This window comes from Sneathiella chinensis, assembly GCF_012720115.1.
Taxonomy (GTDB): Bacteria; Pseudomonadota; Alphaproteobacteria; order Sneathiellales; family Sneathiellaceae; genus Sneathiella; species Sneathiella chinensis.
The window spans coordinates 240,646-266,375 of sequence record NZ_VNWN01000004.1 but is presented as its reverse complement, the minus strand read 5'-3'; the positions used below and the strand labels follow the sequence as shown (position 1 = coordinate 266,375).

Annotated in this window: 22 protein-coding genes; 3 read left to right on the top strand and 19 right to left on the bottom strand. The window is 57.0% G+C overall.

Translation table 11 applies throughout. The features are described from left to right. The first annotated feature begins 36 nt into the window (after positions 1–36). Positions 37–489: an Hsp20 family protein gene (locus FQB27_RS07845; RefSeq protein WP_169560357.1), complete on the top strand. Its 453-nt coding sequence runs from the start codon at positions 37–39 to the stop codon at positions 487–489. 52 nt (positions 490–541) lie between these two features. On the opposite strand, the gene FQB27_RS07840 is transcribed toward FQB27_RS07845, so the two are convergent. Together FQB27_RS07840 and FQB27_RS07835 are read right to left on the bottom strand one after the other, a co-directional pair. Beyond that, positions 542–1,681 carry an acyl-CoA dehydrogenase family protein gene (locus FQB27_RS07840; protein WP_169560356.1) on the bottom strand — a complete coding sequence of 380 codons (1,140 nt, stop codon included), beginning with the start codon at positions 1,679–1,681 and terminating at the stop codon, positions 542–544. Then, positions 1,678–2,859: a CaiB/BaiF CoA transferase family protein gene (locus tag FQB27_RS07835; RefSeq protein ID WP_169560355.1), complete on the bottom strand. Its 1,182-nt coding sequence runs from the start codon at positions 2,857–2,859 to the stop codon at positions 1,678–1,680. The genes FQB27_RS07840 and FQB27_RS07835 overlap by 4 nt, the downstream gene beginning before the upstream one ends. Before the next feature lie 84 nt (positions 2,860–2,943). Here FQB27_RS07835 and FQB27_RS07830 point away from each other — a divergent pair, with 84 nt between their 5' ends. Beyond that, a complete protein-coding gene (locus tag FQB27_RS07830) occupies positions 2,944–3,849 on the top strand; it encodes a LysR family transcriptional regulator (RefSeq protein WP_169560354.1) in 906 nt (301 codons plus the stop codon). Here the strand turns inward: FQB27_RS07830 and rfbD are convergent. From rfbD to FQB27_RS07755, 15 genes are all read right to left on the bottom strand, one after another. Continuing rightward, positions 3,834–4,670: a dTDP-4-dehydrorhamnose reductase gene (rfbD, locus tag FQB27_RS07825; RefSeq protein WP_169560353.1), complete on the bottom strand. Its 837-nt coding sequence runs from the start codon at positions 4,668–4,670 to the stop codon at positions 3,834–3,836. The two genes, FQB27_RS07830 and rfbD, sit on opposite strands and share 16 nt — an antisense overlap. Beyond that, positions 4,667–5,740 (bottom strand): dTDP-glucose 4,6-dehydratase, encoded by a 1,074-nt coding sequence (gene rfbB / locus FQB27_RS07820; RefSeq protein ID WP_169560352.1) that lies wholly within the window; start codon positions 5,738–5,740, stop codon positions 4,667–4,669. Before rfbB ends, rfbD begins: the two co-directional genes overlap by 4 nt. 10 nt (positions 5,741–5,750) lie before the next feature. Next, the gene (gene rfbC / locus FQB27_RS07815) at positions 5,751–6,308 is read right to left on the bottom strand and encodes a dTDP-4-dehydrorhamnose 3,5-epimerase (RefSeq protein ID WP_169560351.1); all 558 of its coding nucleotides are present in this window, start codon (positions 6,306–6,308) and stop codon (positions 5,751–5,753) included. Positions 6,309–6,333: 25 nt separating this feature from the next. After that, positions 6,334–7,830, bottom strand: coding sequence for an amidase (locus tag FQB27_RS07810; RefSeq protein WP_169560350.1), 1,497 nt, complete (start codon positions 7,828–7,830; stop codon positions 6,334–6,336). Positions 7,831–7,948: 118 nt separating this feature from the next. Then, positions 7,949–9,628 (bottom strand): energy-dependent translational throttle protein EttA, encoded by a 1,680-nt coding sequence (gene ettA, locus FQB27_RS07805; protein ID WP_169560349.1) that lies wholly within the window; start codon positions 9,626–9,628, stop codon positions 7,949–7,951. Positions 9,629–9,744: 116 nt separating this feature from the next. Continuing rightward, entirely contained in the window at positions 9,745–10,713 is a 969-nt protein-coding gene (locus FQB27_RS07800; RefSeq protein ID WP_169560348.1) for an AEC family transporter, read from the bottom strand. A gap of 112 nt (positions 10,714–10,825) precedes the next feature. Next, positions 10,826–11,065 carry a hypothetical protein gene (locus tag FQB27_RS07795; protein ID WP_169560347.1) on the bottom strand — a complete coding sequence of 80 codons (240 nt, stop codon included), beginning with the start codon at positions 11,063–11,065 and terminating at the stop codon, positions 10,826–10,828. Between the two features lie 127 nt (positions 11,066–11,192). Further along, a complete protein-coding gene (locus tag FQB27_RS07790; RefSeq protein WP_169560346.1) occupies positions 11,193–11,780 on the bottom strand; it encodes a hypothetical protein in 588 nt (195 codons plus the stop codon). Positions 11,781–12,016: 236 nt separating this feature from the next. Beyond that, positions 12,017–12,817, bottom strand: coding sequence for an enoyl-CoA hydratase-related protein (locus tag FQB27_RS07785; protein WP_169560345.1), 801 nt, complete (start codon positions 12,815–12,817; stop codon positions 12,017–12,019). A 136-nt stretch (positions 12,818–12,953) separates the two neighbouring features. Beyond that, complete coding sequence (locus FQB27_RS07780; RefSeq protein WP_169560344.1) at positions 12,954–16,442, bottom strand: indolepyruvate ferredoxin oxidoreductase family protein; 3,489 nt, start codon at positions 16,440–16,442, stop codon at positions 12,954–12,956. A 176-nt stretch (positions 16,443–16,618) separates the two neighbouring features. Further along, entirely contained in the window at positions 16,619–17,314 is a 696-nt protein-coding gene (locus FQB27_RS07775) for an ABC transporter ATP-binding protein (RefSeq protein WP_169560343.1), read from the bottom strand. Then, positions 17,307–18,062 (bottom strand): ABC transporter ATP-binding protein, encoded by a 756-nt coding sequence (locus tag FQB27_RS07770; RefSeq protein WP_169560342.1) that lies wholly within the window; start codon positions 18,060–18,062, stop codon positions 17,307–17,309. The genes FQB27_RS07775 and FQB27_RS07770 overlap by 8 nt, the downstream gene beginning before the upstream one ends. Next, positions 18,059–19,357, bottom strand: a complete 1,299-nt coding sequence (locus FQB27_RS07765) for a branched-chain amino acid ABC transporter permease (RefSeq protein ID WP_169560341.1) — start codon at positions 19,355–19,357, stop codon at positions 18,059–18,061. The genes FQB27_RS07770 and FQB27_RS07765 overlap by 4 nt, the downstream gene beginning before the upstream one ends. After that, entirely contained in the window at positions 19,354–20,304 is a 951-nt protein-coding gene (locus tag FQB27_RS07760; protein ID WP_169560340.1) for a branched-chain amino acid ABC transporter permease, read from the bottom strand. Before FQB27_RS07760 ends, FQB27_RS07765 begins: the two co-directional genes overlap by 4 nt. A gap of 117 nt (positions 20,305–20,421) precedes the next feature. Beyond that, complete coding sequence (locus FQB27_RS07755; RefSeq protein WP_380683858.1) at positions 20,422–21,660, bottom strand: branched-chain amino acid ABC transporter substrate-binding protein; 1,239 nt, start codon at positions 21,658–21,660, stop codon at positions 20,422–20,424. 523 nt (positions 21,661–22,183) lie between these two features. On the opposite strand from FQB27_RS07755, the gene FQB27_RS07750 reads away from it, so the two are divergent. Further along, positions 22,184–22,579: a YbaN family protein gene (locus tag FQB27_RS07750; protein ID WP_206374438.1), complete on the top strand. Its 396-nt coding sequence runs from the start codon at positions 22,184–22,186 to the stop codon at positions 22,577–22,579. Positions 22,580–22,593: 14 nt separating this feature from the next. Here the strand turns inward: FQB27_RS07750 and FQB27_RS07745 are convergent, their stop codons facing one another. Both FQB27_RS07745 and FQB27_RS07740 read right to left on the bottom strand, forming a co-directional pair. Further along, positions 22,594–23,538, bottom strand: a complete 945-nt coding sequence (locus tag FQB27_RS07745; protein ID WP_169560338.1) for a nucleoside hydrolase — start codon at positions 23,536–23,538, stop codon at positions 22,594–22,596. 58 nt (positions 23,539–23,596) lie between these two features. Beyond that, complete coding sequence (locus FQB27_RS07740) at positions 23,597–25,516, bottom strand: PAS domain-containing sensor histidine kinase (protein ID WP_169560337.1); 1,920 nt, start codon at positions 25,514–25,516, stop codon at positions 23,597–23,599. Positions 25,517–25,730: the final 214 nt, after the last annotated feature.

The following is a 25,730-nucleotide window of genomic DNA, read 5'->3' as shown; positions in this document are numbered from 1 at the left end:
GGGGAACAGATTTATTGCTCTATAGGAGGATAGATAATGCGCAGTTACGACTTTTCACCCTTGATGCGTTCATCCATCGGGTTTGATAGAATTGAGGAAATGTTCAGAGGCCTTGAACGTGCCACGAACACCGACAAATTCCCCCCTTACAACATCATCAAGAAAGATGCGGACAACTACCGGATTACCATGGCTGTTGCCGGGTTTTCACAGGATGACATTGAAATCACCGCAACCCAGAACGAGCTGAAAATCACCGGTCAGTCCCAGCAGGACAGTGACGGACAGCCGCAGGAATACCTGCACAAGGGTATTGCGGGACGATCCTTCACCCAGAAATTTGAACTGGCAGACACCATCGAGGTGGTTGGCGCCAGCATGGAAAATGGTCTTCTGCATATTGACCTGCTTCGGGAAATCCCGGAAGCACACAAGCCAAGGACCATCAAGATTGGTTCTCAGGCTCTTCTGGAAAACAAGGCCGCCTGATCTGGCCCCAAACGACAGCAGCCCGCATATGCGGGCTGCTTTTTTTGTGCCCTTACCCGGCCAGCAGGCCACGGGCGATAATGGTGCGCTGGATTTCCGACGATCCCTCGTAAATACGGAAAATCCGAAGATCCCGAAGATACCGTTCCAGCGGGAAGTCCCGGGTGTAACCGTATCCCCCATGAATTTGCAAAGCCCGGTCGGCAATGCGCCACGCGGCTTCACTGGCATAAAGCTTGGCATAGGCGGATTCGGTCGAATACCGCTCTCCCGTGCCGCGCTTGACCGCCGCCTGCATGGCAAGGGCCCGTGCGGCTTCCAGTTCCATGGCGCTGTCCGCCAGCATCCATTGCAGACCCTGGAAATCACCGATCGGATGACCGCCCACCTGCCGCTCTTTCGCATAAGAAACCGCTGCCTTCAGCGCCGCATCGGCAATACCGGTCGCCTGCGCGGCAACCTCGATCCGGCCATTATCCAGAACCTTCATGGCCGTGCGGAACCCTGTCCCTTCGTCGCCAAGGCGGTTTTCAAGGGGGACAAAGCAATCGAAACTGATCCCGAAAACATGGCCCCCGCGCAGTCCCATGGTTTTCTCGTTGGGGGCAATATCAACGCCTTCTGTCTTTTTCGGCTCGACCACAAAGGCACTGACCCCGCGTGCCCCAGCGTTCCGGTCGGTCTTGGCGTAGACAACCATGAAATCCGCCGCCCCGGCATTGGAGATGAAACATTTCGATCCCTTGATCCGGTAACCCTCCCCTTCCCGCACGGCAAAGGTGCTCATATCCGCCGGGTTGGAGCCTGCAGTGGGTTCCGTCAGGGCGAACGCCCCCAGACTTTCCCCGGACGCCGCAGAGGGCAGGAACCGCTTCTGAAGCTCCTCACTTCCGCCCAGAAGAATTGAGTCGGTGGCCAGAAAATGGGCGGTCAGCATGGATGCCGTAGACCCGCACGCCCCCGCCACTGCCTCCACCGCGGCATAAAGCGCCGGGCCGGACAGACCGAGCCCGCCAACGCGCTCCGGCAGGTTCATACCCATCAGGCCCATTTCAGACATAGACGGCAGATGCACGGTTGCAAACTCGCCTTTCTCATCAATTTCAGCGGCCCGTTCGGCCAGAACCTCGCGTGAGTACCGCTCGATCTGATCGATGACGGCACGCTCTTCTGTATTCAGGGGATAGATCATGCTTTTTCTCCTTCGCGGCGGTTCAGGTCCGCCAGTATTTCATCCTTGTGGGCGTTGAGGGCCGGGGCAGCCGGGCGCCCTCCTCGCGGAACGTCACTGAAATGGATCGGCTGTTCCGGGATTTGCAGCATTCCCAGAACAGGATGGGATACAGCCGAGGACAAGCCCCGTGCCTCCGCCTGCGCCGACCCCCATGCCTCTGCTGCCGTCTGGATAGGGGCCACCGGTATCCCCGCTTCCGTCAGCAGGGAAACCACCTCCCCGACAGTGCGGCTGCCAGCCCAAGCCTCGATCTTTTCGGCCAGTGCCGGCTCGTTATCCCGGCGGAGGGAATCAGTAGCGAAACGGGGATCATCGGCCAGTTCCGGACAGTCGATTGACGCGGCAAAGGTTGCGAACAGGCGGTTGTTCAAGACCGCAACGGTAAAGTGCCCATCCCCGGCCTGATAGGTCCCGAAGGGGGCGGAAACCGGGTGTTTGTTGCCTGTTCGGGTTGGTTTTCCATCCCCAAGCAGGGCGCGGCTGGCCACAATCGGCATCATGGAAACCAGCGCATCGAACAGGGCCAGATCAACATGCCGCCCGGTGCCGGTCCGCTCCCGATCGAACAGGGCGACCATGGTTCCAAAGGCGGCGAAAATCCCGCCTGCCACATCCGCAAGCGCCTCTCCCACCATGGTGGGCGGATTGTCCGGCTCGCCGGTTACATCCATCAGGCCGCTCATGGCCTGAATGATAATGTCATAGGCGGGGCTGGCCGTATTGGGCCCGGTCTGCCCGAACCCGGACACGGACACATAAACCAGCGCCGGATGTTCCTGCCGCAGGGCCTCTGCCCCCAGCCCCAGCTTGTCCATAACGCCGGGGCGGAAATTCTCAATCAGAACATCGGCCGTGGCGACCAGTCGCCGGATGGTCTCAATCCCTTCCGGTGCCTTCAGGTCCAGAACGATCGACTTTTTGCCCCGGTTGACGGTCTGGAACAGAATGCTTTCCCCGTCGATGCGATCGCCGATATGCCGGTAATCGTCCCCGTGGGCCGCTTCCACCTTGATGATCTCAGCGCCAAGGTCGGCCATCATGGCCGTACAATACGGCCCGGCCAGAACCCGGGTCAGGTCCAGAACCCGCACGCCCTCAAGGGGCCGCCGCCCTGTCGCTTCTGTTGTCTGTTGCATCAACCGTCTCCTTTATCTGTTTCAGGAAACGATACGCGCCAGTTTGCTATAGATAGAAATACAGATATTTCATATACTATATAAATGAATTCTATACCCCTCAGTTTCAGGCAGATCGATTATGTGATGGCCGTGGCGGAATATGGCAGCACCTCTGCGGCGGCCCGGCACCTGAATGTGTCGCAGCCGTCCATCTCGCTTGCCATTACCAAACTGGAAACCAGCCTTGGGCAGCCGCTTTTCCTCAGGAATGCGGGGCAGGGTCTGGAACTGACCGCGTTCGGGGCGCGCAAGATAGACGACCTGCGGGCCCTGAAACGGCAGGCAGGTCAGCTATTCGAAACACCTGACCGGATGGAAGGGGTCCTCAATTTCGGTGTTTTCTCCACTCTGGGGCCACGCTACGCCCCTTCCCTGATCCGCCTGTTTCAGGATCGCTATCCGCATACGGATATCCGCCTGCATGAAGGGGATCTTGAAACCCAATTCGCGTGGCTGGAAAGCGGGCGTATTGATATGGCGCTGATCTATGATTTCGGCATCCCCTCCGATCTGGCGATTACCCCGCTTGCCGATGTCCGCCCCTATGGCCTGCTGCCACCGGGGCACCGATATGCGGACAGACCGAACCTCAGTCTTTCTGAACTGCTGGAAGACCCTCTGATCCTTGTCAGCCTGCCTCATAGCCGGGGGTATTTTCTCAGCCTTGCCCAGATGCAGGGCATCAGTCCCCGCATCGCCTTTGAGACTGGTTCGATCGAGATGCTCCGCTCCATGGTGGCCAACGGCCTTGGGGTGGGATTGCTGGCAACAGATATTCCCTATGGCAAGACCTATGACGGGGGGACTTTCATTCACATGCCGCTTCGCGGGGAACTGGTTCCCCACCGCATTGCCCTTGCACAAACACAGCGTCACCCGGAAACCACCCTGCAATCGGCCTTCAAGGCTCATGTCAGGGCGTATTTCACCACTCAATCAGCAAGATAGTCCCGCCAGTCCGGCTGCTGAATGCCAAACACATCCGCGATCCTGCCGCACGCCAGAACAGAATTCGCCGGACGTTTTGCCGGGGTGGGGTAATCGCGGGTCGGGATGGGATGAACGGTCACGCCCGCCCTGTCCTTCAGGATATAGCCGGCGAACTCATACCAACTGACAGGGGGAGTGCCGCAAAAATGATAAATTCCCCAGTCTGAAAACCCGGCCGCCAGGGCTTTTTCCGCCATCACCAGCAAGCAATCAGCAATGGCCGCCGCCGGGGTTGGTCCCCCTTTCTGATCATCCACCACGGAAATATCCTGCCGTGTTCCGGCCAATCGCCGCATGGTTTCCACAAAACTGGTCGCGCCGCCAAACACCCATGCGGTTCGGAGGATCAGGTGCCGATCCAGCGTCCGGGTAACCGCCTGTTCCCCAAGCCATTTTGATTGCCCATACACCCCAAGCGGGGCACAAGGGTCTGTCTCAAGATAGGGGCCGTCTTTCAGCCCATCAAAGACAAAATCCGTTGATATATGGATAAGTGGCAATCCCATCTTCTGACAGGTTTCCGCCAGATTTTGCGGCCCTGTTTGATTAATGGAGAAGGCCTGCTCGGTCTCTTCCTCGGCCCGGTCCACCGCCGTATAGGCCGCCGCATTGATCACCAGATCCGGTCGCTGCCGGGACAGCCCCTCCCCGGCGGAACGGACAGAGGTAATATCCAGCGCCCGGCGGGACATCATCCGCATGTCATGCCCGGCCTCTCGCCCAGCCCTTTCAAGGGCACTGCCAACCTGTCCTTCGCCGCCTGTGACCAGAATTTTCACAAGCTGGTCCCCTGCAACCCGCGACTTTCCAGACCGCGCCGTTCCGCTGCGACGCCCTTACCGACCGCTTCAACCCAATCAAGGTTATCCAGATACCAGCCTACGGTCTGCTTCAGGCCTTCCTCAAGGGTGACAGATTGCCGCCAGCCCAGCTCCTGTTCGATTTTTCTGCAATCCACTGCATATCGGGCATCATGGCCCGGCCGGTCGGTGACAAACCGGATCAGGTTTTCATGGGGTGCTTTTTCCGGGAAATACGGGTCCAGTATCCGGCAAATGCTGCGGACCATGTCAATATTGGTACGCTCTGCCCGCCCGCCAATCATATAGGTCTCGCCCACCCGGCCCTTACCCCGCACCAGACGCAGGGCCGTAGAATGATCATGAACGAACAACCAGTCGCGGATATTCTCGCCGGTTCCATAAACGGGCAACTCCCGCCCGGCCAGCGCATTCAGGATCACCACCGGCAGCAATTTTTCAGGAAACTGATAGGGGCCGTAATTGTTGGAACAGTTGGTCACGATTACCGGCAACCCATATGTCCGTTGCCACGCCCGCGCCAGATGGTCTGATCCCGCCTTGCTGGCCGAATAGGGAGAACTTGGCTCGTAACTGCTGGTTTCCGAAAACAGCCCATCGGCCCCCAACTCGCCATATACCTCGTCCGTCGAGACATGCAGGAACCGAAAGGCGTTCTTCCTGTCCCCGTCCGCAAGATCGCGCCAGTATTCCAGCGCCGATTGCAGCATGGTAAAGGTCCCGACCAGATTGGTCTGGATAAAATCCGCCGGACCGTCGATGGATCGGTCCACATGACTTTCTGCGGCCAGATGAAAGACGGCGGTCGGCTGGTATTGCTGAAACAGGGCCTTGATGGCCGCCCCGTCGCAGATATCCGCCTGATGGAAATGATGCCGGGGATGATCCGCAACATCCCGGAGGTTCTCAAGACTGCCCGCATAGGTCAGCTTGTCGATGGTCACCACGTCGGCCCCGTCCTTCAGAAGCAGATCCCGCACCACCGCAGAGCCAATAAAGCCCGCTCCCCCCGTCACGAATACCGTCATGCCCTCTCCCCTAGTCAAACAGGTCTGGTTGCTCCGCCAAGTACGGCAGGATACGATCCTTGTCTGAAACCGTTATCTGCTCCGGCGGTATCTGCCAGTTGATAGCAATGTCAGGATCGTCCCACCGAATGCCCCGCTCTTGCTCCGGGCTATATCGCTCGGTCACCTTGTACAGAAATTCCACCTCGTCCGTCAGGGTGCAGTAGCCGTGGGCAAAGCCCGCCGGTATCCAAAGCTGTCGCCAGTTATCCACCGATAAGGTAACCGCCGCATACTTACCGAAGGTGGGGGAGCCGCGACGAATGTCAACGGCCACATCCAGAACAGTCCCCCGTGTTACCCGAACCAGCTTGCCCTGTGCCTTCGGGTCCATCTGGTAATGCAGCCCCCGGATGGTTCCCTTTGCGGCGCTATAGGCATGGTTATCCTGTACGAAATCCGCTTCTATTCCGGCCTCGCTCATGGCGTCCCGGTTCCAGACCTCCGAGAAGAACCCTCGCTCATCACCAAATTTACGCGGCGTCACAATCTTCACGTCAGGCAGGGAGGTGGCTTCTATCTGCAGCATGAGAAAATCCCCTCTTCTCTAATATTCAAACAGCTTTGAGCAAAGAAGGCTGTCTGTCAATCCACGGGTTCGCCGCCTCCAGTTCCGACGCGATCCTGAACAGGGTTCCCTCTCCCCCAAGGGGGGCGGCAAACTGAACCCCGATCGGCAGCCCCTCCCCATTCTGCCATAAAGGCAGGGACAGGGCCGGTTGCCCCGTCTGGTTGAAAAGCTGCGTGTTGGGCGTCGCGGACAGGGCTTCCTCTGCCAGAGAATCCAGCGCCTTGTTCAGCAGGCTTTTAAGGGGCAGGTATTTCAGGACATTCAGGGCAACCGCATCGCCCCCCGATGGATATAGCTCCCCCACCTCAACCGGTGGGCGGGCTGTTGTTGAGGTCAGGAACAAATCATACCGCTGATGGAAACGCCCCATGGTTCGCGCCGCCATATCACAAATATGCCGCGCCTTCGCCAGTTCGATCGCCCCGTTCTTGCGCCCGACAAGCCCCATCACCCACGAGGTCAGCTCATAATCCCCACTGCGCACAGGCACACCAGCAATCCCGGCGCTGTGTTCAATTTCCCAGGCGACCCAGCCACAAACGATCATCAGATAGGCCTTTGCAAGGGCGTGCCGGTCCAGTTCCGGCTTTGCCTCCTCAACCGTATGGCCAAGGTCCTGCAGCAGTTTCACGGTCTTTTCAACGGCGGCCACACAATCCGGGTGATTGTCCCGGCCATACAAGGCCTCTTTCGTGAAGGCAATGGTCAGCGGAACAGGGGCGGCCTGCGCCGCCGCCAGAAACGAGGTGCCGGTCATGGCCGGCGCCGCGTAGGGAGCGCCCACATCAGCGCCTGCGATACAGTCCAGCATGGCCGCGCTGTCCCGCACTGTCCGGGTCAGGACATGCTCGCGGGCAAGACCACCCCAAGCCTCGCCAAGGCCGGGGCCCATCGGGTTGCGGCCCCGGCTGGGAAGCAACCCCACAAGGCCACAATGACTGGCTGGAATACGGATGGACCCACCGCCATCACCGCCATGGGCCAAGGGCACCATCCGGGCGGCGACCGCCGCGGCTGATCCGCCGCTTGACCCGCCGCTGCCCCGGCTCACATCCCACGGGTTGCGGGTCGGCCCGTTCAGCACCGGTTCCGTGATACCCATGATCCCGAACTCCGGTGTATTGGTCTTGCCAAGGATCATCAGTCCTGCCCGCCGGAACCGTGCGACCAGTTCTGAATCCGCAGCAAAGCGATGTTCTTTTAATATCCTGCAACTGCCCGTGGTCGGCGTTCCGGCAACCGTGGCGATCAGGTCCTTGACCAGAAAGGGAACCCCTGCAAAGGGGGCATCCCGGTCCACCCCTTCCCGAGCCGCGCTGCGGGCCTCCTCATACAGGGTCTGTGTGATCGCGTTCAAGGCCGGGTCAAGCCGCTCGATCTCGGCGATGGCCGTATCCACAAGCTCGGCCGGGCTAACCTCTCCCTCGCAGACAAGCGCCGCCAGTCCCAACCCGTCATATTGGTGATAATCCGATAACATGTTCCCCTCCCCAGGCAATGCTTCACCTTATCCTGAATAATCTTCAGAGAAAACACACCACATGCCATCAAAAGGGCAAAAAAAATGGCCCGACAAAATCGGGCCATTTTCAAGTGCCTTAGCGGCTGATCGGTTTGTACTTGATCCGGTGCGGTTCTGTCGCACTGGCGCCAAGCCGACGCTTCTTGTCTTCTTCGTAGGCTTCGAAGTTTCCTTCGAACCATTCCACATGGCTATCCCCTTCATAGGCGAGGATATGGGTGGCGATACGATCGAGGAACCAGCGGTCATGGCTGATCACGACGGCGCAACCGGCGAATTCAAGCAAGGCTTCTTCCAGGGCGCGGAGGGTATCCACGTCAAGGTCGTTGGTCGGTTCGTCAAGCATCAGGAAGTTGGCGCCGGATTTCAGCATCTTGGCAAGGTTGACACGGTTCCGTTCACCACCGGAAAGCTGGCCGACCTTTTTCTGCTGGTCCGATCCCTTGAAGTTGAACCCGGATACATAGGCCCGGCTGTTGATTTCCCGCTTGCCAAGATAGATGATCTCGTTGCCTTCGGAAATTTCCTCCCAGACGGTTTTGTTGGGATCCAGCGTATCACGGTCCTGATCCACATAACCGAGCTTGACCGTCGGGCCGACAACGAATTCACCGGCGTCCGGGGTTTCCTGCCCGTTCAGCAGCTTGAACAGGGTGGTTTTACCGGCACCGTTCGGGCCGATCACACCGACAATCGCCCCCGGAGGCAGCTTGAATGTCAGGTCATCAATCAGCAGACGATCGCCAAAGCCCTTGCTGACGCCATTGGCCTCGACCACCAGATCACCAAGGCGCGGTCCGGCCGGAATGGAAATCTGCATGTTGTCGGCGCGCTTTTCCGCGTCCTGACTAAGCAGGTCCTCATAAGCACTGATACGGGCCTTGGACTTTGTCTGACGCCCCTTGGCGCCCTGACGGATCCATTCCAGTTCGTGCTTCAGGGTCCGGCGGCGGGCATCTTCGGCCTTGCCTTCCTGCTCCAGTCGTTTTTCCTTCTGGTCCAGCCAGCTGGAATAGTTGCCTTCCCACGGAATACCATGACCACGGTCCAGTTCCAAAATCCAGCCTGCGACATTATCAAGGAAGTAACGATCGTGGGTAACCGCCACAACTGTGCCTGTATAGTCATGGAGGAAGCGCTCAAGCCATGCGACACTTTCCGCGTCCAGATGGTTGGTCGGTTCGTCCAGCAGCAGCATGTCCGGCTTGGACAGCAGCAAACGGCAAAGCGCCACACGGCGACGTTCACCACCGGACAGCTTGGTCACATCCGCATCGCCCGGAGGACAGCGCAGCGCGTCCATGGCGATTTCCACTTCCCGCTCCAGATCCCACAGGTTCTGGGCATCGATGACTTCCTGCAATTCGCCCTGCTTTGCGATCAGGTCGTTCATTTCATCATCGGTCATTTCCTCGGCGAAGCGGGCGGAAATCTCGTTGAATTCGTCCAGAAGGGCCTTTTTCTCGGCCACGCCATCCATGACGTTCCCGACCACGTCCTTGGCGGGGTCCAGTTCCGGCTCCTGCGCCAGATAACCGACCTTGACGCCCTCTGCGGCCCAGGCTTCACCGGTAAATTCGGTTTCGATCCCTGCCATGATCTTCAGCAAGGTTGACTTACCGGCACCGTTCAGGCCCAGCACACCAATTTTCGCCCCGGGGAAAAAGCTGAGGCGGATGTCTTTCAGAACCTGCTTGCCGCCGGGGTAGGTCTTGGACAGACCGCTCATCACATAAATATACTGATAGGAAGCCATTCGTTATCGTGCTCCGGTTGACAGAATGCTCAAGTTTTGCCTGTTGTAGGCCATCGGCCCCGGATACGCAATCACTGTAACGGGATGCGGGCCGGAAATTCTTGTTTTCTGCGGGTTCAGCGCCCCGGGAACAGGTCCGGTGGCAACAGGCCCTGGGTAATGAGGAAGACAAAGGCGCTGACCGTGAAAACCGACAGGATGGTGGTCAGCAGGATGGTGGCCGATGCCCTTTCAATCCAGACCCCGTATTGCTGGGCCAGCACAAACACATTGGTCGCCGTCGGCAAGGCTGCTAGAAGAACCGCCGTATACATCCAGATCGGGTCAAAATCACCAATCCAGCTCAAGGCCACATACATCAGGATGGGATGCAGGACCAGATTGGCCAGAATGATATAGCTGAGTTCCAGCGGCATTTTCCTCAAGGGCCGCAAGGCCAGACTGACCCCCATGGCAAACAGGGCGCACGGTGCGGCGGCCTGCGCCAGATAGTTGACCAGCCCCTCAACCGGTGTCGGGATGGCAATCCCGCTGACAGCGGCGGCCATGCCCAGAATGGTTGATACGATAAAGGGATGCAGCATCACCTTTTTGGCAATGTCCCGCGCAAGAGCCAGTCCGTTGCGCTTGTCCCCGCCCGCCACGGCCATGAAGGTCGGCGCCACGATGAAATGCATCACATTCTCGAAACAGACGATCAGGGCCACCGGCACCGCCGCCCGCTCCCCAAAGGTCAGGATCGCCACGGCCGGCCCCATATAGCCGATATTGCCATAGGCGGCGGCCAACCCCTGAATGGTCGCTTCCGGAGTGGTGGAGCGGCGAATACACGCGCCCACAAGAAAGATCAGAAGAAACAGGGAAAAGGTCACCGCCAGATTGGACAGGACAAAATCCCAACTGGCCAGTTGTTCAACCGGGGTTTTCGACAACAGCTTGAAAAACAGGGCCGGAAGGGCGGCATAGATGATGAAGGTATTCAGCCATCCCATCGCCTCGGCCGGTTGCCGGGTAATACGGGCAACGATATATCCCAGAAAAATCAGGCCGAACAGCGGCAGAATCAGCCCGGCAATTTCTGACATATTTCCAGCTCCCCCATCACAATCGATTACACCGAATAAGGGGTAAAGTCCTATCCATTTCTGGAGGACCGGTCAAACATTGAATGATGGGGAAGCTGGTTTTTGGAGGGGATCAGCTTTTGCGAAGCAAATCCTGCGCTGTGATGTTGATCAGGGCTGTAAACACAGTCCCCACAAGGCACAGGGCCGGAATGATAATGGCCGGATAGCCGAAATAGTAAATGGCCAGAATCCAGCCCATGATGATGTTCAGCGCAAAGAAGATCGTGCTGGAAACATGACCCTCAACCGCTTCACGAATGAAAAAGCCAAGAACGGGAATATACCCCAGGACCTTGAAGATAAAACTCATAACAATACTCTGCTCAGATTGGTACGCATTGAACTGGATCAACATATACCGTGAAAACGCCCCGGCTCAACAAAAGCCGAGGCGTCATAAGGTCGCACCAAAAGAAGCAGAGAAACCCGGGAAAGACTCAACCCGTGGTCTTGCTGGCTTTCAACCAGCCAAAAGCCCCAAGCAACAACATCCCTGCCAGATATAACGGCAAGGCCGCCGGAAGCGGTATTTGCGTCAGTTGCGGCGAATAATAGAGGGATATATGGGATAACTCCCTGCCCCCATCCCGGTTAGGGAAAACGCTTTCCGTGGTCCACAGGCCGGATGTGAAACTGGTGTCCAGAAGATAGGCTGCAAAGGCATCCCCTGCCTTCATGGATATCATGACCGTGGTATAGCCCATGAAATCACCCACATCCCAAGACCCGGATGTATCGCCATCGACGACACCACTCAAGGTCAGGGCTCCGTCCCCATCGGGACCATCAGACTTGGCCGCCAGGGTCCAGTCCGTAATACCAAATGGATCAATCGTCAGGCCAATCTGGTTGGTATCATTGCCCTCATAATATTCACAGGCGGTGGAGGTGGTCAGATCGGCGCCGCTGGTGCCGTCAAACAGGGTATCCCCAAAGGAACATGTCGCAGAAAACGCGGTACTGGAAATCAACGACAACCCCACTGCGACACCCAACCCGGCCAACAGTTTAGAGAATGTGTTCATTTTCCTTTTCCTTCTCATATGTCTTCAGAAGGGTACAGAAAATTACATATAATTAAAATACTAATATAAAGTTATCGGAAAATAACAATCCGTTTTCTTCGCGCAATTGTGCATTCGAACGGTTCATTCAACAAACTGTGGAAATTAACCATAACCGCAATCAGCCGGGATCGAATCAAACCAGTGAGCGAAACGCGATGACAGCCCGAAGCCACCATCGCGTCCCACCAAAAGCCTTAACGACCTTTGAATTCCGGCACCCGTTTTTCCACGAACGCCTTGGCCGCGCCCTTGTGATCTTCCGTATCAAAGGTGCTGATCATATGAATGGCTTCCCAATCCAGAACACTGTTCAGATCACCATGCAGGGCGTTATTCAGGTTCTTTTTCATGAAACCAACGGCAATGGTCGGCAGGCTGGCAAGTTCTGCGGCCATGGCGGCGGCGGCCTCTGCCAGGTCTTCCTCGGGCACCGCCTTGTTGACGATCCCCATGGCTTCCGCTTCCTTGCCGCTCAGGACCTTACCGGTGAAATACAGCTCCCGGGCCTTGGCCATTCCCACCAGTTTGGTCAGGAAATAGGAGCCGCCAAAGTCACCGGACAACCCGACTTTTGAGAAGGCGGTTGTCATTTTGGCTGTCTCGGTTGCAATCCGCATATCGCAGGCAAGGGCCAGCGAAAAGCCCGCACCGGCTGCCGGACCCGGAATAACGGCCAATGTGGGTTTCGGCATTTCGTGCAGGATACGGCTGACATCCATTTTTGCACGAAGATGTTCAACCTTCTCGTTGAAGTCATAGCCGCCGGCGGCACCATCAGCCTTGCTGGCAAAGCCCTTCACGTCCCCGCCCGCACTGAAGGCGCCGCCAGCGCCGGTCAGGACGACCGCCCGGATGGACTTGTCTGACGCATATGCAGTCAGCTTTTCCAACAGGCCGGTCATGATCTCCTGAGAGAAGGCATTGCGTGCCTGCGGCCGGTTCATGGTCAGGGTGGCAATCCCGTTTTCAATATTTTCGAGAAGATCGTTGGACATGTCTGTTTCCTTCTTGTTTCTTGTTCTTGCGTACATGTGCACCGCCGGGCAACAGGCGGAGGGGTCATATAAATTCCGCCTGCATTATACCCGCAGGTGATCGTTCGTCACCAACAATTCGGCACCGGAAATGCCCCTACTCCGCTGCTATTTGCCCAGTCTCGCCCTTGCGAAACCGGTCCACAAGAGCCGCCCTCTCGTTCCTTGCCGCCTCAAGATGGCGTTCCTTCACATGCCCAAAGCCACGAATATGTTCCGGAACCTCGGCAATCTCGACCGCCAGCGCCAGATTGTCCGCTGTCAATCCTGCCAACAGTTCCCGCAGGGTGGCTTCATATTCCGTGATCAGGGCGACCTCGGTCTTGCGCTCCTCGGTTTTTCCAAAGGGATCAAGGGCCGTTCCGCGCAGGAAGCGGAATTTCGCCAACACGGAAAACGCCTTCATCATCCACGGACCGAATTCCTGCTTTTTCAAATGACCGGTTGCCGGATCGCGTTTTGCGAATAACGGCGGGGCCAGATGGAATTTCAAGCGGAAATCCCCCTCAAACTGCTCGGCGATTTTGGCGGCAAAGGTCCCGTCCGTATATAACCGGGCGACTTCATACTCGTCCTTGTAAGCCATCAGTTTGAACAGGTATCGTGCTGCGGCGCGGGCAAACGCTTCTGATCCGGCAAGCACTGCTGTCTCGGCCTTTCTGACCTCGTCCACCAGTGATGTATACCGCCGGGCATAGCGTCCGCTCTGGTATGATTTCAGGAAATCGGCACGGCGCTGGATCATCTCGTCCAGTGTTTCCGCCTTGGATGTCTCGCTGGCGCCCTCCTCAGGCAGGGCCAACCGGCTAACCATCGCAAGGTCCGATGCCGCCTTGCGCCCCCAAGCGAAACTCAGCTTGTTGGCCTCAACCGCCACACCGTTCAATTCAATGGCCTGTTCAATAGAGGCCGCCGACAACGGGACAGTTCCCTTCTGCCAGGCATATCCCAGCAGGAACAGGTTTGCGGCAATTGAATCCCCCATCAGGGCCGTTGCAATCACCATGCTATCGACAAATTCCGACTGGTCCCGCCCGATGGCACTGGATACCAGCGTGGTCAGGGCCTCCCGCTCCATGGCAAGATCGGGGGCCAGCGTAAAGGCTGCCACCGGCACCACATGATCATTGATCACCGCCCGTGTCCGGCCAAGCCCGTAGGTTGACAGCGCATCCTTGCCCGCCGCGACCACAAGATCGCAGCCCAGCACCAGATCGGCCTGCCGGTTGGGAATACGGGTTCCGCCAAGATCGGCCGCCGTTGGGGTGATCCGCACATGGCTCATGACGGCACCGTTTTTCTGGGCCAAACCGGTCTGGTCCAGAATGGACGCCCCCTTGCCTTCCAGATGGGCCGCCATGCCCAGCAGGGCACCAATGGTCACCACGCCGGTACCGCCGATCCCGGTCACCAGAATATTGTAACTGTCGCCGGTTTCCGGCAAGGCCGGATCGGTCAGGCCTGCGGCCGGATTTTTCACATCGATCGCATCGGATGCGACAGCCTTTTTCCGGCTTTTCCGCAAGCCGCCCCCCTCGACGGTGACAAAGCTGGGACAGAAGCCCTTCACACAGGAAAAGTCCTTGTTGCAGGAAGATTGATCGATGGTCCGCTTGCGCCCGAAGGCCGTTTCCAGCGGCTTGACCGAAACGCAGTTCGACGCCACACCGCAATCGCCGCATCCCTCGCAAACCAGATCATTGATAAAGGCGCGCTTGGCCGGGTCCGGGAAAGTGCCCCGTTTGCGCCGCCGCCGTTTTTCCGCTGCACAGGTCTGATCGTAAATCAGAACCGTCACCCCCGGCACCTCCCGCAGGTCCCGCTGCACACTGTCCAGATCATCCCGATGATGGACGGTTACCCCCGGCGCCCACTGGGCCCGGGCGTCGTATTTTTCCGGCTCGTCGGTGACAACGGCGATTTTCTTCACGCCTTCCGCATGGACCTGCTGGCTGATCTGCCACGGCGACAACGGCCCATCAAAGGGCTGCCCCCCCGTCATGGCAACCGCATCATTAAACAGGATTTTATAGGTAATATTCACATCTGCCGCCGCTGCGGCCCGGATCGCCATCAGACCGGAATGGTAATAGGTGCCGTCCCCCAAATTCTGGAAGATATGCTTCTCGCGGGTGAACGGCGCCTGCCCGATCCAGTTCGCCCCCTCGGCCCCCATATGGGTAAAGGTCTGGGTTCGCCGGTTGGGCATGTAAATAGCCATGGTATGACAGCCAATACCAGCCATTGCGCGGCTTCCTTCCGGAACATTGGTCGAAGAATTATGCGGGCAGCCGGAACAGAACCACGGGGTCCGGGCGACCGGCGCCGCCGGCATGGTATTGCCGCCCTCGTTGGCCTCGGCGACACTGATCCCGTCCAGAATCTCTTGCGGCAGGTCCCGCTCTTTCAGGCGCGACGCAATGGCGGTTGCCACGATACGCGGTGTCAGTTCCCCGTCAGACGGAAGCAGTTCCTGTCGCTTGTCATCATATTTGCCGACCAGTCGCGGTCGCTCCGGCATGTCAAACAGGATGCGGGCAACCTGTTCCTCGATCAGGCTGCGCTTTTCCTCGACCACCAGAATTTCATCCAGCCCTTCGGCAAAGGCCCGGATGCCCTCCGGCTCCAGCGGCCAGACGCAGGCGACCTTGTAGACGGACAGCCCGATCTCGGCCGCGTATTCCTCGCTGATCCCAAGATCGCCCAAGGCCTGCTGCACATCCAGCCACGGCTTGCCCGTGGTAATGATCCCGATCTTGCGGTTGGGACTGTCCTGTGTGATCCGGTCCAGCTTGTTGGCCTGCAAATAGGCCTCGACCATGGGCAGCTTGTGACGGAGCATCCGCTTTTCCTGGAACACCGCATTATCGGGCCAGCGCAAATAGACCCCATCCGCCGGGGGATCAATTGTATCCGGGATTTGAACCTGCACCCGGTCCGGCCCCACATAGGCCGTTGCCGAACTTTCCACCGTATCGGTCAAGCATTTCATGCCAACCCACACCCCGGCATAGCGACTGAGGGCGATGCCATGCAGGCCGTAATCCAGATATTCCTGAACGGTGGCCGGGTTCAAAACGGGGATCATGGCGGCCATCATGGCCTGTTCGCTCTGGTGGGCGACGGTCGAGGATTTCGCCGTATGGTCATCCCCCATCAGGACAAGAACCCCCCCATGCGGGGTTGTCCCCGCCATATTGGCATGTTTCAACACATCGCCGGACCGGTCAACGCCGGGGCCCTTGCCATACCAGATTCCAAACACACCGTCATAATCGGACTGCCCGGAAAGGTGGATCTGCTGCGTTCCCCAAAGGCTTGTGGCGGCAAGGTCCTCGTTCACACCGGGCTGGAAATGGATATCGTTATTTTCCAGAAACGGCTTGGCTTTCCAGAGGCTCTGGTCATACAGGCCGAGGGGCGACCCCCGATAGCCGGAGATAAAGGCCCCGGTTTTCAGTCCCTGGGCGGCATCCCGCTGGCGTTGCATGATGGGCAATCGAACCAGGGCCTGTGTCCCGGTAATGAAAACCTGACCTTCTTCCAGTTCATACTTGTCGTCCAGCGACACATGCGTCTTGCTCATGGGTGAACCTCTTGCTCAGAACTCAGTCTTTTTTATTCCGCCTGACGGCAGTCCCTGTCTTGGCAGGATGATAATGCGTTTCCGGGAACCCGCAAAATGTTTCAACATATAAAAAGGGCGGTGACGACCCGGGCAGTCGGGTCAGTCACCGCCATCTCTCCGTCGTACGGGATCACTCAGACTTCGAGCCATTCCTTACGGATCTGCTCGTTCGCCTTAAGTTCATCAGGTGTTCCCTCATACACCATATGACCATGACCCATCACATACAGACGGTGAGATATCTTGAGAGCAATTGCCAGTTTCTGTTCTACCAGAAGAATAGAAACTCCGCGACGGGCAATTTCAGAAAGTAGATCTCCGACCTGCTCCACGATTTTTGGTGCCAGCCCCTCGGTGGGTTCATCGATCATGATCAGATCGGGATCCCCCATCAGGGTTCGGCACATGGTGAGCATCTGCTGCTCCCCTCCGGACAGGACGCCCGCATCCACATCCGCCCGGTTTCGAAGGTTTGGAAACATGTCGAACATGTCATCCATTTTCCAGCGCCCTTCCACCTTCATGTCCTTGATGCCCAGAAGCAAATTCTGGCGCACCGTCATGCCCGGAAATACATCCCGGTTTTCAGGCACATACCCAAGGCCGCAACGGGCGATCTCGTGGGCCTTCAACCCGGCGATCTGCCGCCCGCGATACAGGATGGAGCCTTGCGGCGCCACCTCGCCCATGATGGACTTGATGGTGGTGGAGCGCCCGACGCCATTTCGCCCGAGAAGAGAAACGATCTCCCCTTCCTTCACATTGAAGGTCACCCCTTGAAGAATATGGCTTTTGCCGTAGTAGGCATGTAGGTCTTTCACTTCAAGCATGCTCGGCCTCCGCCCCCAGATAGGCTTCCTGAACGGCTTTGTTGTTGCGAATGTTTTCCGGTGTATCCGTGGCGATAATCTCGCCATACACCAGAACCGAAATCCGGTCTGCCAGATCAAACACGACGCCCATGTCATGCTCCACCATCACCAGTGTTCGGCCCTCGGTCACCTTACGGATCAGGCTGATGGCCTGATCGGTTTCCGAATGGCTCATCCCGGCGGTTGGCTCGTCCAGCATGATGACATCGGCACCGCCCGCTGCGGCGATCCCGATTTCCAGGGCCCGCTGTTCTGCATAGGTCAGAACCCCCGCCGGAACATGCTGGCGATTTGCCAGACCGATTTCCTCCAGAACTTCCATCACCCTCCGGTTCAGGTCCCTTTCCCGGTCCACCAGATGCCAGAAAGAATAACGGTAGTTCTTGACCCACATCAGGCCGCAGCGAACATTTTCAAAAACACTCATCTGCGGGAACAGGTTGGTCACCTGAAAACTGCGGGACAGTCCTTTCCGATAGATTTCATAGGGGGGAAGATTGCTGATCTCCTCCCCTTTCAGGTGAACCGACCCCCCGGTCAGGGTGTAGCGACCACTGATCAGGTGAAACAGGGTCGATTTACCAGCCCCGTTGGGACCGATAATGGCGTGGCGTTCCCCCTGACGAATATCAAGATCGACACCGCGAATGATCTGGGTCGGCCCGAAACTTTTGACAACCCCCTTCAGGGCAATGGCTGACGTCATGATGTCACTCCCTTGTCAGAGGCAAGAGGGGCATTCGCCTGATCCCACGCCTCCCGCAATTGCGGCATCTGGGTTTTGGTCAAGAAGGCCCCGACGCTGCCCATCAGGACAACGACGACCCACGGCATGACCGCATGGGTATCAAACTCGATCCCGGCAAGGGACATTCCGGTTTCCCCCACAGCAGCCGCGCGAAGGTGATGGATCATTTCCAAAAAGCCGATAATGCCGCACAACATCAATGCCGTTGGCAGACCCGCCCGGATATAGGGCACCACCAGTATCCCAAGGCGCTGCATTCGGAAGGCCGGGCCGTGCATTGCCAGAATCCCGGTCAGACCCTGCGGTACATACATCACCGTCAGGACGAACAGGACGCCCACATAAAGCTGCCAGATTTCCGTATAATTACTGAGCAACGTCTGCAGCAGCGTAAAGACAACAGCCCCGATGATCGGTCCGATAAAGAACCCGACCCCACCGATATAGGCCATCAGAAGCACCACGCCGGAGGTCATGGCATTGAGGTTTTCCTCGGTCACGATTTCGAAGTTGATGGCGAACAGGCCGCCGGCGATACCGGCAAAGAACCCGGATGCACAGAAAGAGATAAACCGGACCTTCCGCTGACTGTAGCCAATGAACTCGGCTCGCTCCTCGTTATCACGTACCGCATTCGCCATCCGCCCCATGGGGGTTCGGGAAAACAGGTACATCAACAGGATCGTCACGAACGCCCATGCGGCGATCAGGTAGTAAACCTCGATATCCTGGGCGAAATCCACCCCCAGAATATTCGGCCCCATGGTCCGGTCCCCGCTAACCCCTTCCTCGCCGCCAAAGAAGGCAACAAAAATCAGGGAGCTTGCGGCCATCAATTCACCGATCCCCAGCGAGATCATGGCAAATACCGTCCCCGCCCGGCGGGTCGAGAAACTGCCGATGATCACACCGAACACCAACCCGATCAGGCCGCCGAAGATGGGCACCAGAAAGATGGGAAGGACAAAGATTTCCTCTTCGATGTAGTTGACCAGATGCATGGACATGAACCCGCCCAGCCCGAAATAGACCGCATGGCCAAAGGACAGCATCCCCCCCTGCCCCAGCAACATGTTGTAGCTGAGGGCAAAGACCACGAAGATGCCCATCAGGTTCATGGTATAGATGGCACTGTTGGTGCTGAAGATCATGGGCAGGACAACCAGAAGGGCTGCCAGACCGATCCACGGCCCAAGCCGCTTGACCAGAGGGGCAGTCGCCTCCCCCCCATTGAGATGTGTTGTATCAGTCATGTTTCACGCTTCCCAAACAGGCCGGTTGGACGGAAGATCAGGATCAGAACCAACAGCAGATATGGCAGGATGGGTGCCACCTGCGGCAGGGACAGGGCCCAAAGGTCACGCAAGGCGCTTTCCGCATCGACGGAAATATTCAGAACCGCCAAAAGGTCGGAAACGGAATAATCCAGCGCAATGGCGAATGTCTGCAACAAGCCGATCAGCAACGATGCGACAAAGGCCCCGGTCAAAGACCCAAGCCCCCCCACAACGACGATCACAAAGACGATACTGCCAAGGACCACCGCCATGCCCGGGAATGTGCCAAGGGCAGGCCCGGCAATCACACCGGCAAGACCCGCAAGGGCACAGCCAACCCCGAACACCCCCATGAAGACAAGGGGGACATTATGCCCCAGCATGGCTGTCATGTTGGGATGGGTGATGGCCGCCTGAATAATCAGCCCGATACGGGAGCGGGTCAGGATCAACAACAGGACAATAAAAATGGCGATGGAGACAAGAAGCATGAAGGCCTTGTAGGCCGGGAAATCCTGTCCAAAAAAGGTAAACAGGGAAAACTGGAGAATCTCAGGCTCGTGATAGGCCTTTGTTTCCTTGCCCCAGATAAACTGCACCACTTCCTCGATCAGGAAGGCGAGGCCAAAGGTGAAAATCAATTCGGCCACATGCCCCCATCGGTGCACATAGCGAAGGCCGTATCGTTCGACCAGCGCCCCCAGCACCCCGACAAGAAGGGGGGCAAGGATCAGGCCGAGCCAGAAGCCCACATAAAGACTAATCGTATAAGCGAAATAGGCGCCCAGCATGTAGAAACTGGCATGGGCAAAATTCAGAACCCCCATCATGGAGAAGATCAGGGTCAGGCCACTTGCCAACATAAACAGCAGCAAGCCGGTCACAATCCCGTTCAACAGGGAGAAAAACAACAATTCAGACATGGCTTGAATCTCTTACAGTACAGACATTGAGGGGAAACGGGCGACAAGCCCGTCCGGCTGGCCGTCCGGTTGTTCACCAGACGGCCCTGTATCCGAAGGATTAAGAGATGGGACCGATTATTCCGGCCGTTCCATCTTGCATGTTGTCGGCAATGCCGTGTCTGCGGCTGCGATGGTGGACTCTGTCCGCATGCCATAGCCTGAATTGTCAGAATCGAAGGTGATATTCTCGTTCGTATGGACCGAGATATGGATCGGCTGGATCAACTGGTGATCATCAGAGCGCATGACCACTTTCTCACCATGCAGGGTGGTGAACTCCATCCCTTCAAGCTGCTTGGCAACCTCGATGGGTTTTTCACTGCCAGCCTGCTCCATTGCCTTGGCCAGCATCTGGATCACATTGACGATCCGGAACTGGGAGACATCCTTATCCGGGTTCTTGGCCTTGAAACCGGTGTGGTAAGCCTTGTAAACGTCATTGCTTGGTGGGTTTACGGGGCCTTCATGGACCAGACGAATGCGGTTTTTACCCCCTTCGCCGATGGTTTTGGTAATCCCGTCATTGGCCGCATAATAGGTGTAGATCGGCACATCCAGACCGGTTTCACCGATCGCCTTGCCAAGGCCAACCATGTCGGCGCCCCAGTTACCTGTGATCACCGCATCCGCACCGGAGGCCCGGATCTTTGTTGCATACGGGGTAAAGTCCTTGACCTTCCCGATCGGGTGCAACTCGTTGCCGACAATTTCGATATCAGGACGCTTTTCGCCCAGGAACTGGATCGCACTGGAGGCCACGGCCTTACCGAACGAATAGTCCTGACCGATGATATAAACCTTCTTGATGTTCGAGTTGTTCTTGATGGCGTCCGTCAGGGCGTTCATCTTGATGTCCGCACCGGCGTCAAAACGGAAGTGCCAGTAGCTGCATTTCTCATTGGTGAGAGCCGGGTCCACCGCAGAATAGTTCAGCAGGATGACGCGGCTGTCAGGGTTGCGCCGGTTGTGCTTGCTGATGGCATCCGTCAGGGCGTTGGCCACCCCGGAGCTGTTCCCCTGCACCACATAATGAATACCGTCGCCGATAGCCCGCTTCAACTGAACTAGGCTTTCCTTCGGGCTGACCTTGTTATCCAGCGGTACAATTTCAAATTCACGGCCGCCCAGAACGCCGCCCTTCTTGTTTACCAGCTCATCCGCTGCATAAATAAACTGCTGCAGGCCGTTGGTGCCCGTTGCGGCGAAGGGGCCGGACAGCGGGTCGATAAAGGCGATCTTGATTTTTTCTGCTGCCTGAGCTGAAAAGGCGGAAAGCGTCGCAAAGGCGGCGCCAACAATGATCGTTGATTTGATACTCAATTTTCCCTCCCTTAGGAAACTGGTGACCTTCCCTGGACCGTTGATCATGAACCTTGTTTTCGCGCATTGGATGCTAACCCACTCCAGCTATTCTTCCTTATTTCAGGCTGGACCGGACCTGACTGTACTCCCTATGTCAGGCACCCTGCTTTTTTGATCGTGGTCACAAATAGTATAATTTTCAATCCTCAAGAATTTCAACATAAAAAACAATCAAAATATACCTATTCAACCCTTCTGCCGGACTAAACAGAAAGTTTTATATCAATCTTTTCCCGCCTACCTTGAGTATTCCTGAGCCCGCCAAAACGGGAACTTCTTGATAAACAACAGCTTCCCGAATATTTCCGATTTTTCTTAACAACAGAACAATCAGGCCCGAAAAATTCGTCAGACCCATCTTCCAAGGAGGGCCTTTTCAACAATGGTTTGAACCGGACCCGGGAAAGGGATAGTCTTTGGACAGAAAAGGCGCCCGCGCCAAAGGCAGTATAAAGGACAGGTCTCCACCCCTATCATGACAAGACAAGGCAAGAAATACCTGTTACTGGGGCTGGGCTTCTTCTTTGTAGCCCTTGGGGGTTTGGGGGTGGTGCTGCCGGTGCTGCCGACAACACCCTTTCTTCTGATCGCCCTGTGGGCCTTCTCCCAATCCTCCAACCGGTTTCATGACTGGCTGTATACCCACCGTATTTTCGGACCGCCGCTTCAGGAATGGTCTGAATATGGCGTGATCCCCCTGCGGGCCAAAATCGTCACCGTCACCACCATGGCCACAAGTGCCATTCTGGTGTTTATGTTCAGTGATGTGCCGTGGTGGGGGCTGGCGTCCATGCTGGCCCTGATGCTGGTGGGGGCCGGATTTGTTTTATCCCGGCCCAGCCACCGCAAAAGCGACGAGCCTATCAACTAGGCCCCGTTTTCCGATTATTTCAGGCGCGCCAGACGGGTTGTCAGAAGATCAAAAAACGCCTCCGCATCCAGACTGTCACAGACATAGGCGTTCGGTTCGCGTTCCTGAATATTCCACCAGTCGGCAACGGTCTGCCCCAAGGTCAGCTCTGACCGGGTTTCAATATCCATGAACACCCGCCGCCCCTGAAAGATATCGGGATCAATCAGATAGGCAATGACGCACGGATCATGTAAAGGCCCCCCGTCAAACCCGTAGCGGGTCATGTCAAAGCGGTTGAAATAATCCAGCATCCCCCCGCAAACATCGCCCACCGGGGAATTGAGGTCCTTGAACCGCTGTAACCGGTCCGGGGTCACCAAGGCCTTGTGGGTCACATCCAGCGGCATCATGGTAAAGGGCACGCCTGCATCCAGCACCACCTTGGCCGCATGGGGGTCCACATAGATATTGAACTCGGCCGCTGGCGTCACGTTGCCCATTTCCCGAACCGCGCCGCCCATACAGACGATTTCGCGAATTTTCGGGATAATCTGCGGCTCTTTCATCATGGCGAGGGCGATATTGGTCATGGGCCCGATCGGGCAAAGGGTGATTTCGCCCTCACCGGCTGCCATGCAGGTTTCCACAATAAAATCGACCCCATGCGCCTCTTGCAGGGGCATGGTCGGATCGGGCAGATTGGCACCATCAATCCCTGTCTTTCCGTGGATCCACTCCGCCGTCACCAGCTTTCGCATCAACGGCCCACTGGCCCCGGCAAAAACCTTCATATCCGGGCGATTGGCAAGTTCACAAATCCGCCGGGCATTGCTTTCGGTCCAGTAAAGCGGGACATTGCCCCCAACCGTGGTGATCCCCAGCAGGTTTATTTCCTCTTCCGAGGCTAGCGCCAGCAGAATGGCTACCGCATCATCCTGACCGGGATCACAATCCAGAATTACATGTCGTTTTTCCATGAGGGAAGAGTTGTCGCCCGGCGCACAACTGTCAAGGCCTGTTTATGGCCCTCTGCCTTCAAACTTTGCCGTTGGCCGCAATCGGGGCCGGGGTCTCTGCCTCTGCCCCTGTCGCTGTTCCCGCCGGGAACGAGGCCACAACCTGCCCCTGTTTGTCGTTGCTGCCCTCCGGGACCAGATCCTGGGTGCGTTCTTTCGGGAATATCAGGGTACAGGTGGTCCCCACCTCAAGCACACTTTCCAGCTTGAATTCCGCCCCGTGCAATTCGGCGATCAACTGTACAAGGGTCAAGCCAAGGCCTGTCCCTTCGTTATTCCGGGCATAGGTTGTCTGTACCTGTCCAAAGCGGGACAGTACCCGGGCAATGTCCTTTTCCGCGATCCCGATCCCCGTATCGATCACCTGCACGGAAATCTGGTCAGTATCCAGCAGTTTGGCCCGTACGGTGATCTTGCCTCCCGGCTCGGTGAATTTGACCGCGTTGGACACCAGATTGACCAGAATCTGCTTGATGCGGGTTTCATCGGCCAGAATGGGCGGCAGGTCCGGGGCAATTTCCGGGATCAGTTGCAGTTCCGCATTGTCCGCCCGCACCGACAGCATCCGCAAGCCGCTCTTGATCACCTGGTTCAGGTCGACCTTGCGCTCGAACAACTGCAACTGGCCAGCCTCAATCTTGGCAACATCCAGAATGTCGTTAATAACCTGCAGAAGATGTTCCCCCGCAGAGTGAATATCGCCTGCATATTCCTTGTAGTTCGGATGCCCGAGCCCCCCGAAGGCCTCCGCCTTGAGGATTTCCGAGAAGCCGATAATCGCATTCAGCGGGGTCCGCAATTCATGGCTCATATTGGCAAGGAATTCGGATTTTGCACGGTTGGCCAACTCGGCGCTTTCCTTCGCCTTGCGTAGGCTCAGTTCCGCCTCAACCCGGGCGTTCATATCGGTAAAGGTGCCCTCGTAATACAGGGCCTGTCCATCGTCCCCGAAAACCGTATGGGCGTTAATGGCCCCCCAGACCAACGCTCCATCCTTGCGTTTCCAGCGGTGGATCTCGTCAATCAGATACTGGCCTTTCGACAACAGCATCAAATGGGTATCCGCAATCTGATCGCTCAGATAGACATCCTTTTTAAGGGACTCAACATTCTCCAGCAGGTCCGCCACATTGCGAAACCCGAGCAACCCCGCAAGGGCGGGATTGGCATCCATCAGGTTCCCGTCAAGGTCCACCTGATAAATCCCCTCGGTCGCATTCTCGAAGATCCGCCGGTGCCGCAATTCACTATTTTCAAGTTCCTTCGTGGTCTTCTGACGGCGGTAGATGGAATAGGCCAGCGTGGCCCCCAGAATGGCCGTGATGAACAGGACCATCAGCATGTCGCCGCGGAATCCGCGAACACGGGAGGCCTGCTCGGCAAGCGCGAATTGTGTCGCCTCCCTCAGATCACTTTGCATTTTCAGAATATAATGCAGGGATTCCTGTAGCTGGCGGGTTGCCTGCGCCCGATTGAACGTTCCGCTTCCCTGTTCCGCCACCAGCAGGATTTCCCGAAGGGCCAACACATCCTCGCTGATCCAGCGCATCAGGTCATCATAGACCAGCCTGTTGTGATCAAGGGCATCGCGGACAATGCCCGCATTCAGGGTCAATTCACTTTGCACCGCCAGCAACAGGAAAAGGCTGGCTTGTACCGCGTCCACCTGCTCCTCGCGAGTGGCATTGTTCATGCGCTCAAGATTGTCGATATTCCCGGTAATGCGCTCGACAATGCCATCGATCCGGGCGCTGGTCTGGAAAGAGTCAATTCGGAAATTGTCTTCCACCTCGGTCAGCGTGTCGTGGATATAGAAGAACAATCCGCCGATGATGAACACAAGCCCGGCAACAAGCGCCAGATAGTTGCCGACCCAATTGTCCGACGGCCTCCCTCGCGTCTTGGTTTTATCCGATTTCTTGCGCCACAAACTCTTCATACCACCCCAAAAATGATTGCCGACCCGCATATGCCAAGGCTGTTTTTCGCCCCTGAATGCGAGAAAAAACCTCGGACCTGCGGATCAATCGGGAAGACGGTAAACCAAAAGGTTTAAAAAACAGTAATCTTAATAAAATCTTCCTTCGCAGTAATGGCAAGAAAACACAGAAAAATCAACGCCTTCACGCATGGATAGTTTTAATGCCGCACTA

Excerpts from the sequence above, each read along its gene's own strand:
- FQB27_RS07795 (WP_169560347.1), bottom strand. The coding sequence starts at position 11,065 with ATGAGTTTTATCTTCAAGGTCCTGGGGTATATTCCCGTTCTTGGCTTT.
- rfbB (WP_169560352.1), bottom strand. The coding sequence starts at position 5,740 with ATGACGGTATTCGTGACGGGGGGAGCGGGCTTTATTGGCTCTGCGGTG.
- FQB27_RS07840 (WP_169560356.1), bottom strand. The coding sequence starts at position 1,681 with ATGATCTATCCCCTGAATACAGAAGAGCGTGCCGTCATCGATCAGATC.
- FQB27_RS07790 (WP_169560346.1), bottom strand. The coding sequence starts at position 11,780 with ATGAACACATTCTCTAAACTGTTGGCCGGGTTGGGTGTCGCAGTGGGG.
- FQB27_RS07835 (WP_169560355.1), bottom strand. The coding sequence starts at position 2,859 with ATGCAACAGACAACAGAAGCGACAGGGCGGCGGCCCCTTGAGGGCGTG.
- FQB27_RS07800 (WP_169560348.1), bottom strand. The coding sequence starts at position 10,713 with ATGTCAGAAATTGCCGGGCTGATTCTGCCGCTGTTCGGCCTGATTTTT.
- ettA (WP_169560349.1), bottom strand. The coding sequence starts at position 9,628 with ATGGCTTCCTATCAGTATATTTATGTGATGAGCGGTCTGTCCAAGACC.
- FQB27_RS07785 (WP_169560345.1), bottom strand. The coding sequence starts at position 12,817 with ATGTCCAACGATCTTCTCGAAAATATTGAAAACGGGATTGCCACCCTG.
- FQB27_RS07765 (WP_169560341.1), bottom strand. The coding sequence starts at position 19,357 with ATGACTGATACAACACATCTCAATGGGGGGGAGGCGACTGCCCCTCTG.
- FQB27_RS07745 (WP_169560338.1), bottom strand. The coding sequence starts at position 23,538 with ATGGAAAAACGACATGTAATTCTGGATTGTGATCCCGGTCAGGATGAT.
- FQB27_RS07780 (WP_169560344.1), bottom strand. The coding sequence starts at position 16,442 with ATGAGCAAGACGCATGTGTCGCTGGACGACAAGTATGAACTGGAAGAA.
- FQB27_RS07845 (WP_169560357.1), top strand. The coding sequence starts at position 37 with ATGCGCAGTTACGACTTTTCACCCTTGATGCGTTCATCCATCGGGTTT.
- FQB27_RS07760 (WP_169560340.1), bottom strand. The coding sequence starts at position 20,304 with ATGTCTGAATTGTTGTTTTTCTCCCTGTTGAACGGGATTGTGACCGGC.
- FQB27_RS07810 (WP_169560350.1), bottom strand. The coding sequence starts at position 7,830 with ATGTTATCGGATTATCACCAATATGACGGGTTGGGACTGGCGGCGCTT.
- rfbC (WP_169560351.1), bottom strand. The coding sequence starts at position 6,308 with ATGCTGCAGATAGAAGCCACCTCCCTGCCTGACGTGAAGATTGTGACG.
- FQB27_RS07830 (WP_169560354.1), top strand. The coding sequence starts at position 2,944 with ATGAATTCTATACCCCTCAGTTTCAGGCAGATCGATTATGTGATGGCC.
- FQB27_RS07750 (WP_206374438.1), top strand. The coding sequence starts at position 22,184 with ATGACAAGACAAGGCAAGAAATACCTGTTACTGGGGCTGGGCTTCTTC.
- FQB27_RS07740 (WP_169560337.1), bottom strand. The coding sequence starts at position 25,516 with ATGAAGAGTTTGTGGCGCAAGAAATCGGATAAAACCAAGACGCGAGGG.
- FQB27_RS07770 (WP_169560342.1), bottom strand. The coding sequence starts at position 18,062 with ATGACGTCAGCCATTGCCCTGAAGGGGGTTGTCAAAAGTTTCGGGCCG.
- FQB27_RS07775 (WP_169560343.1), bottom strand. The coding sequence starts at position 17,314 with ATGCTTGAAGTGAAAGACCTACATGCCTACTACGGCAAAAGCCATATT.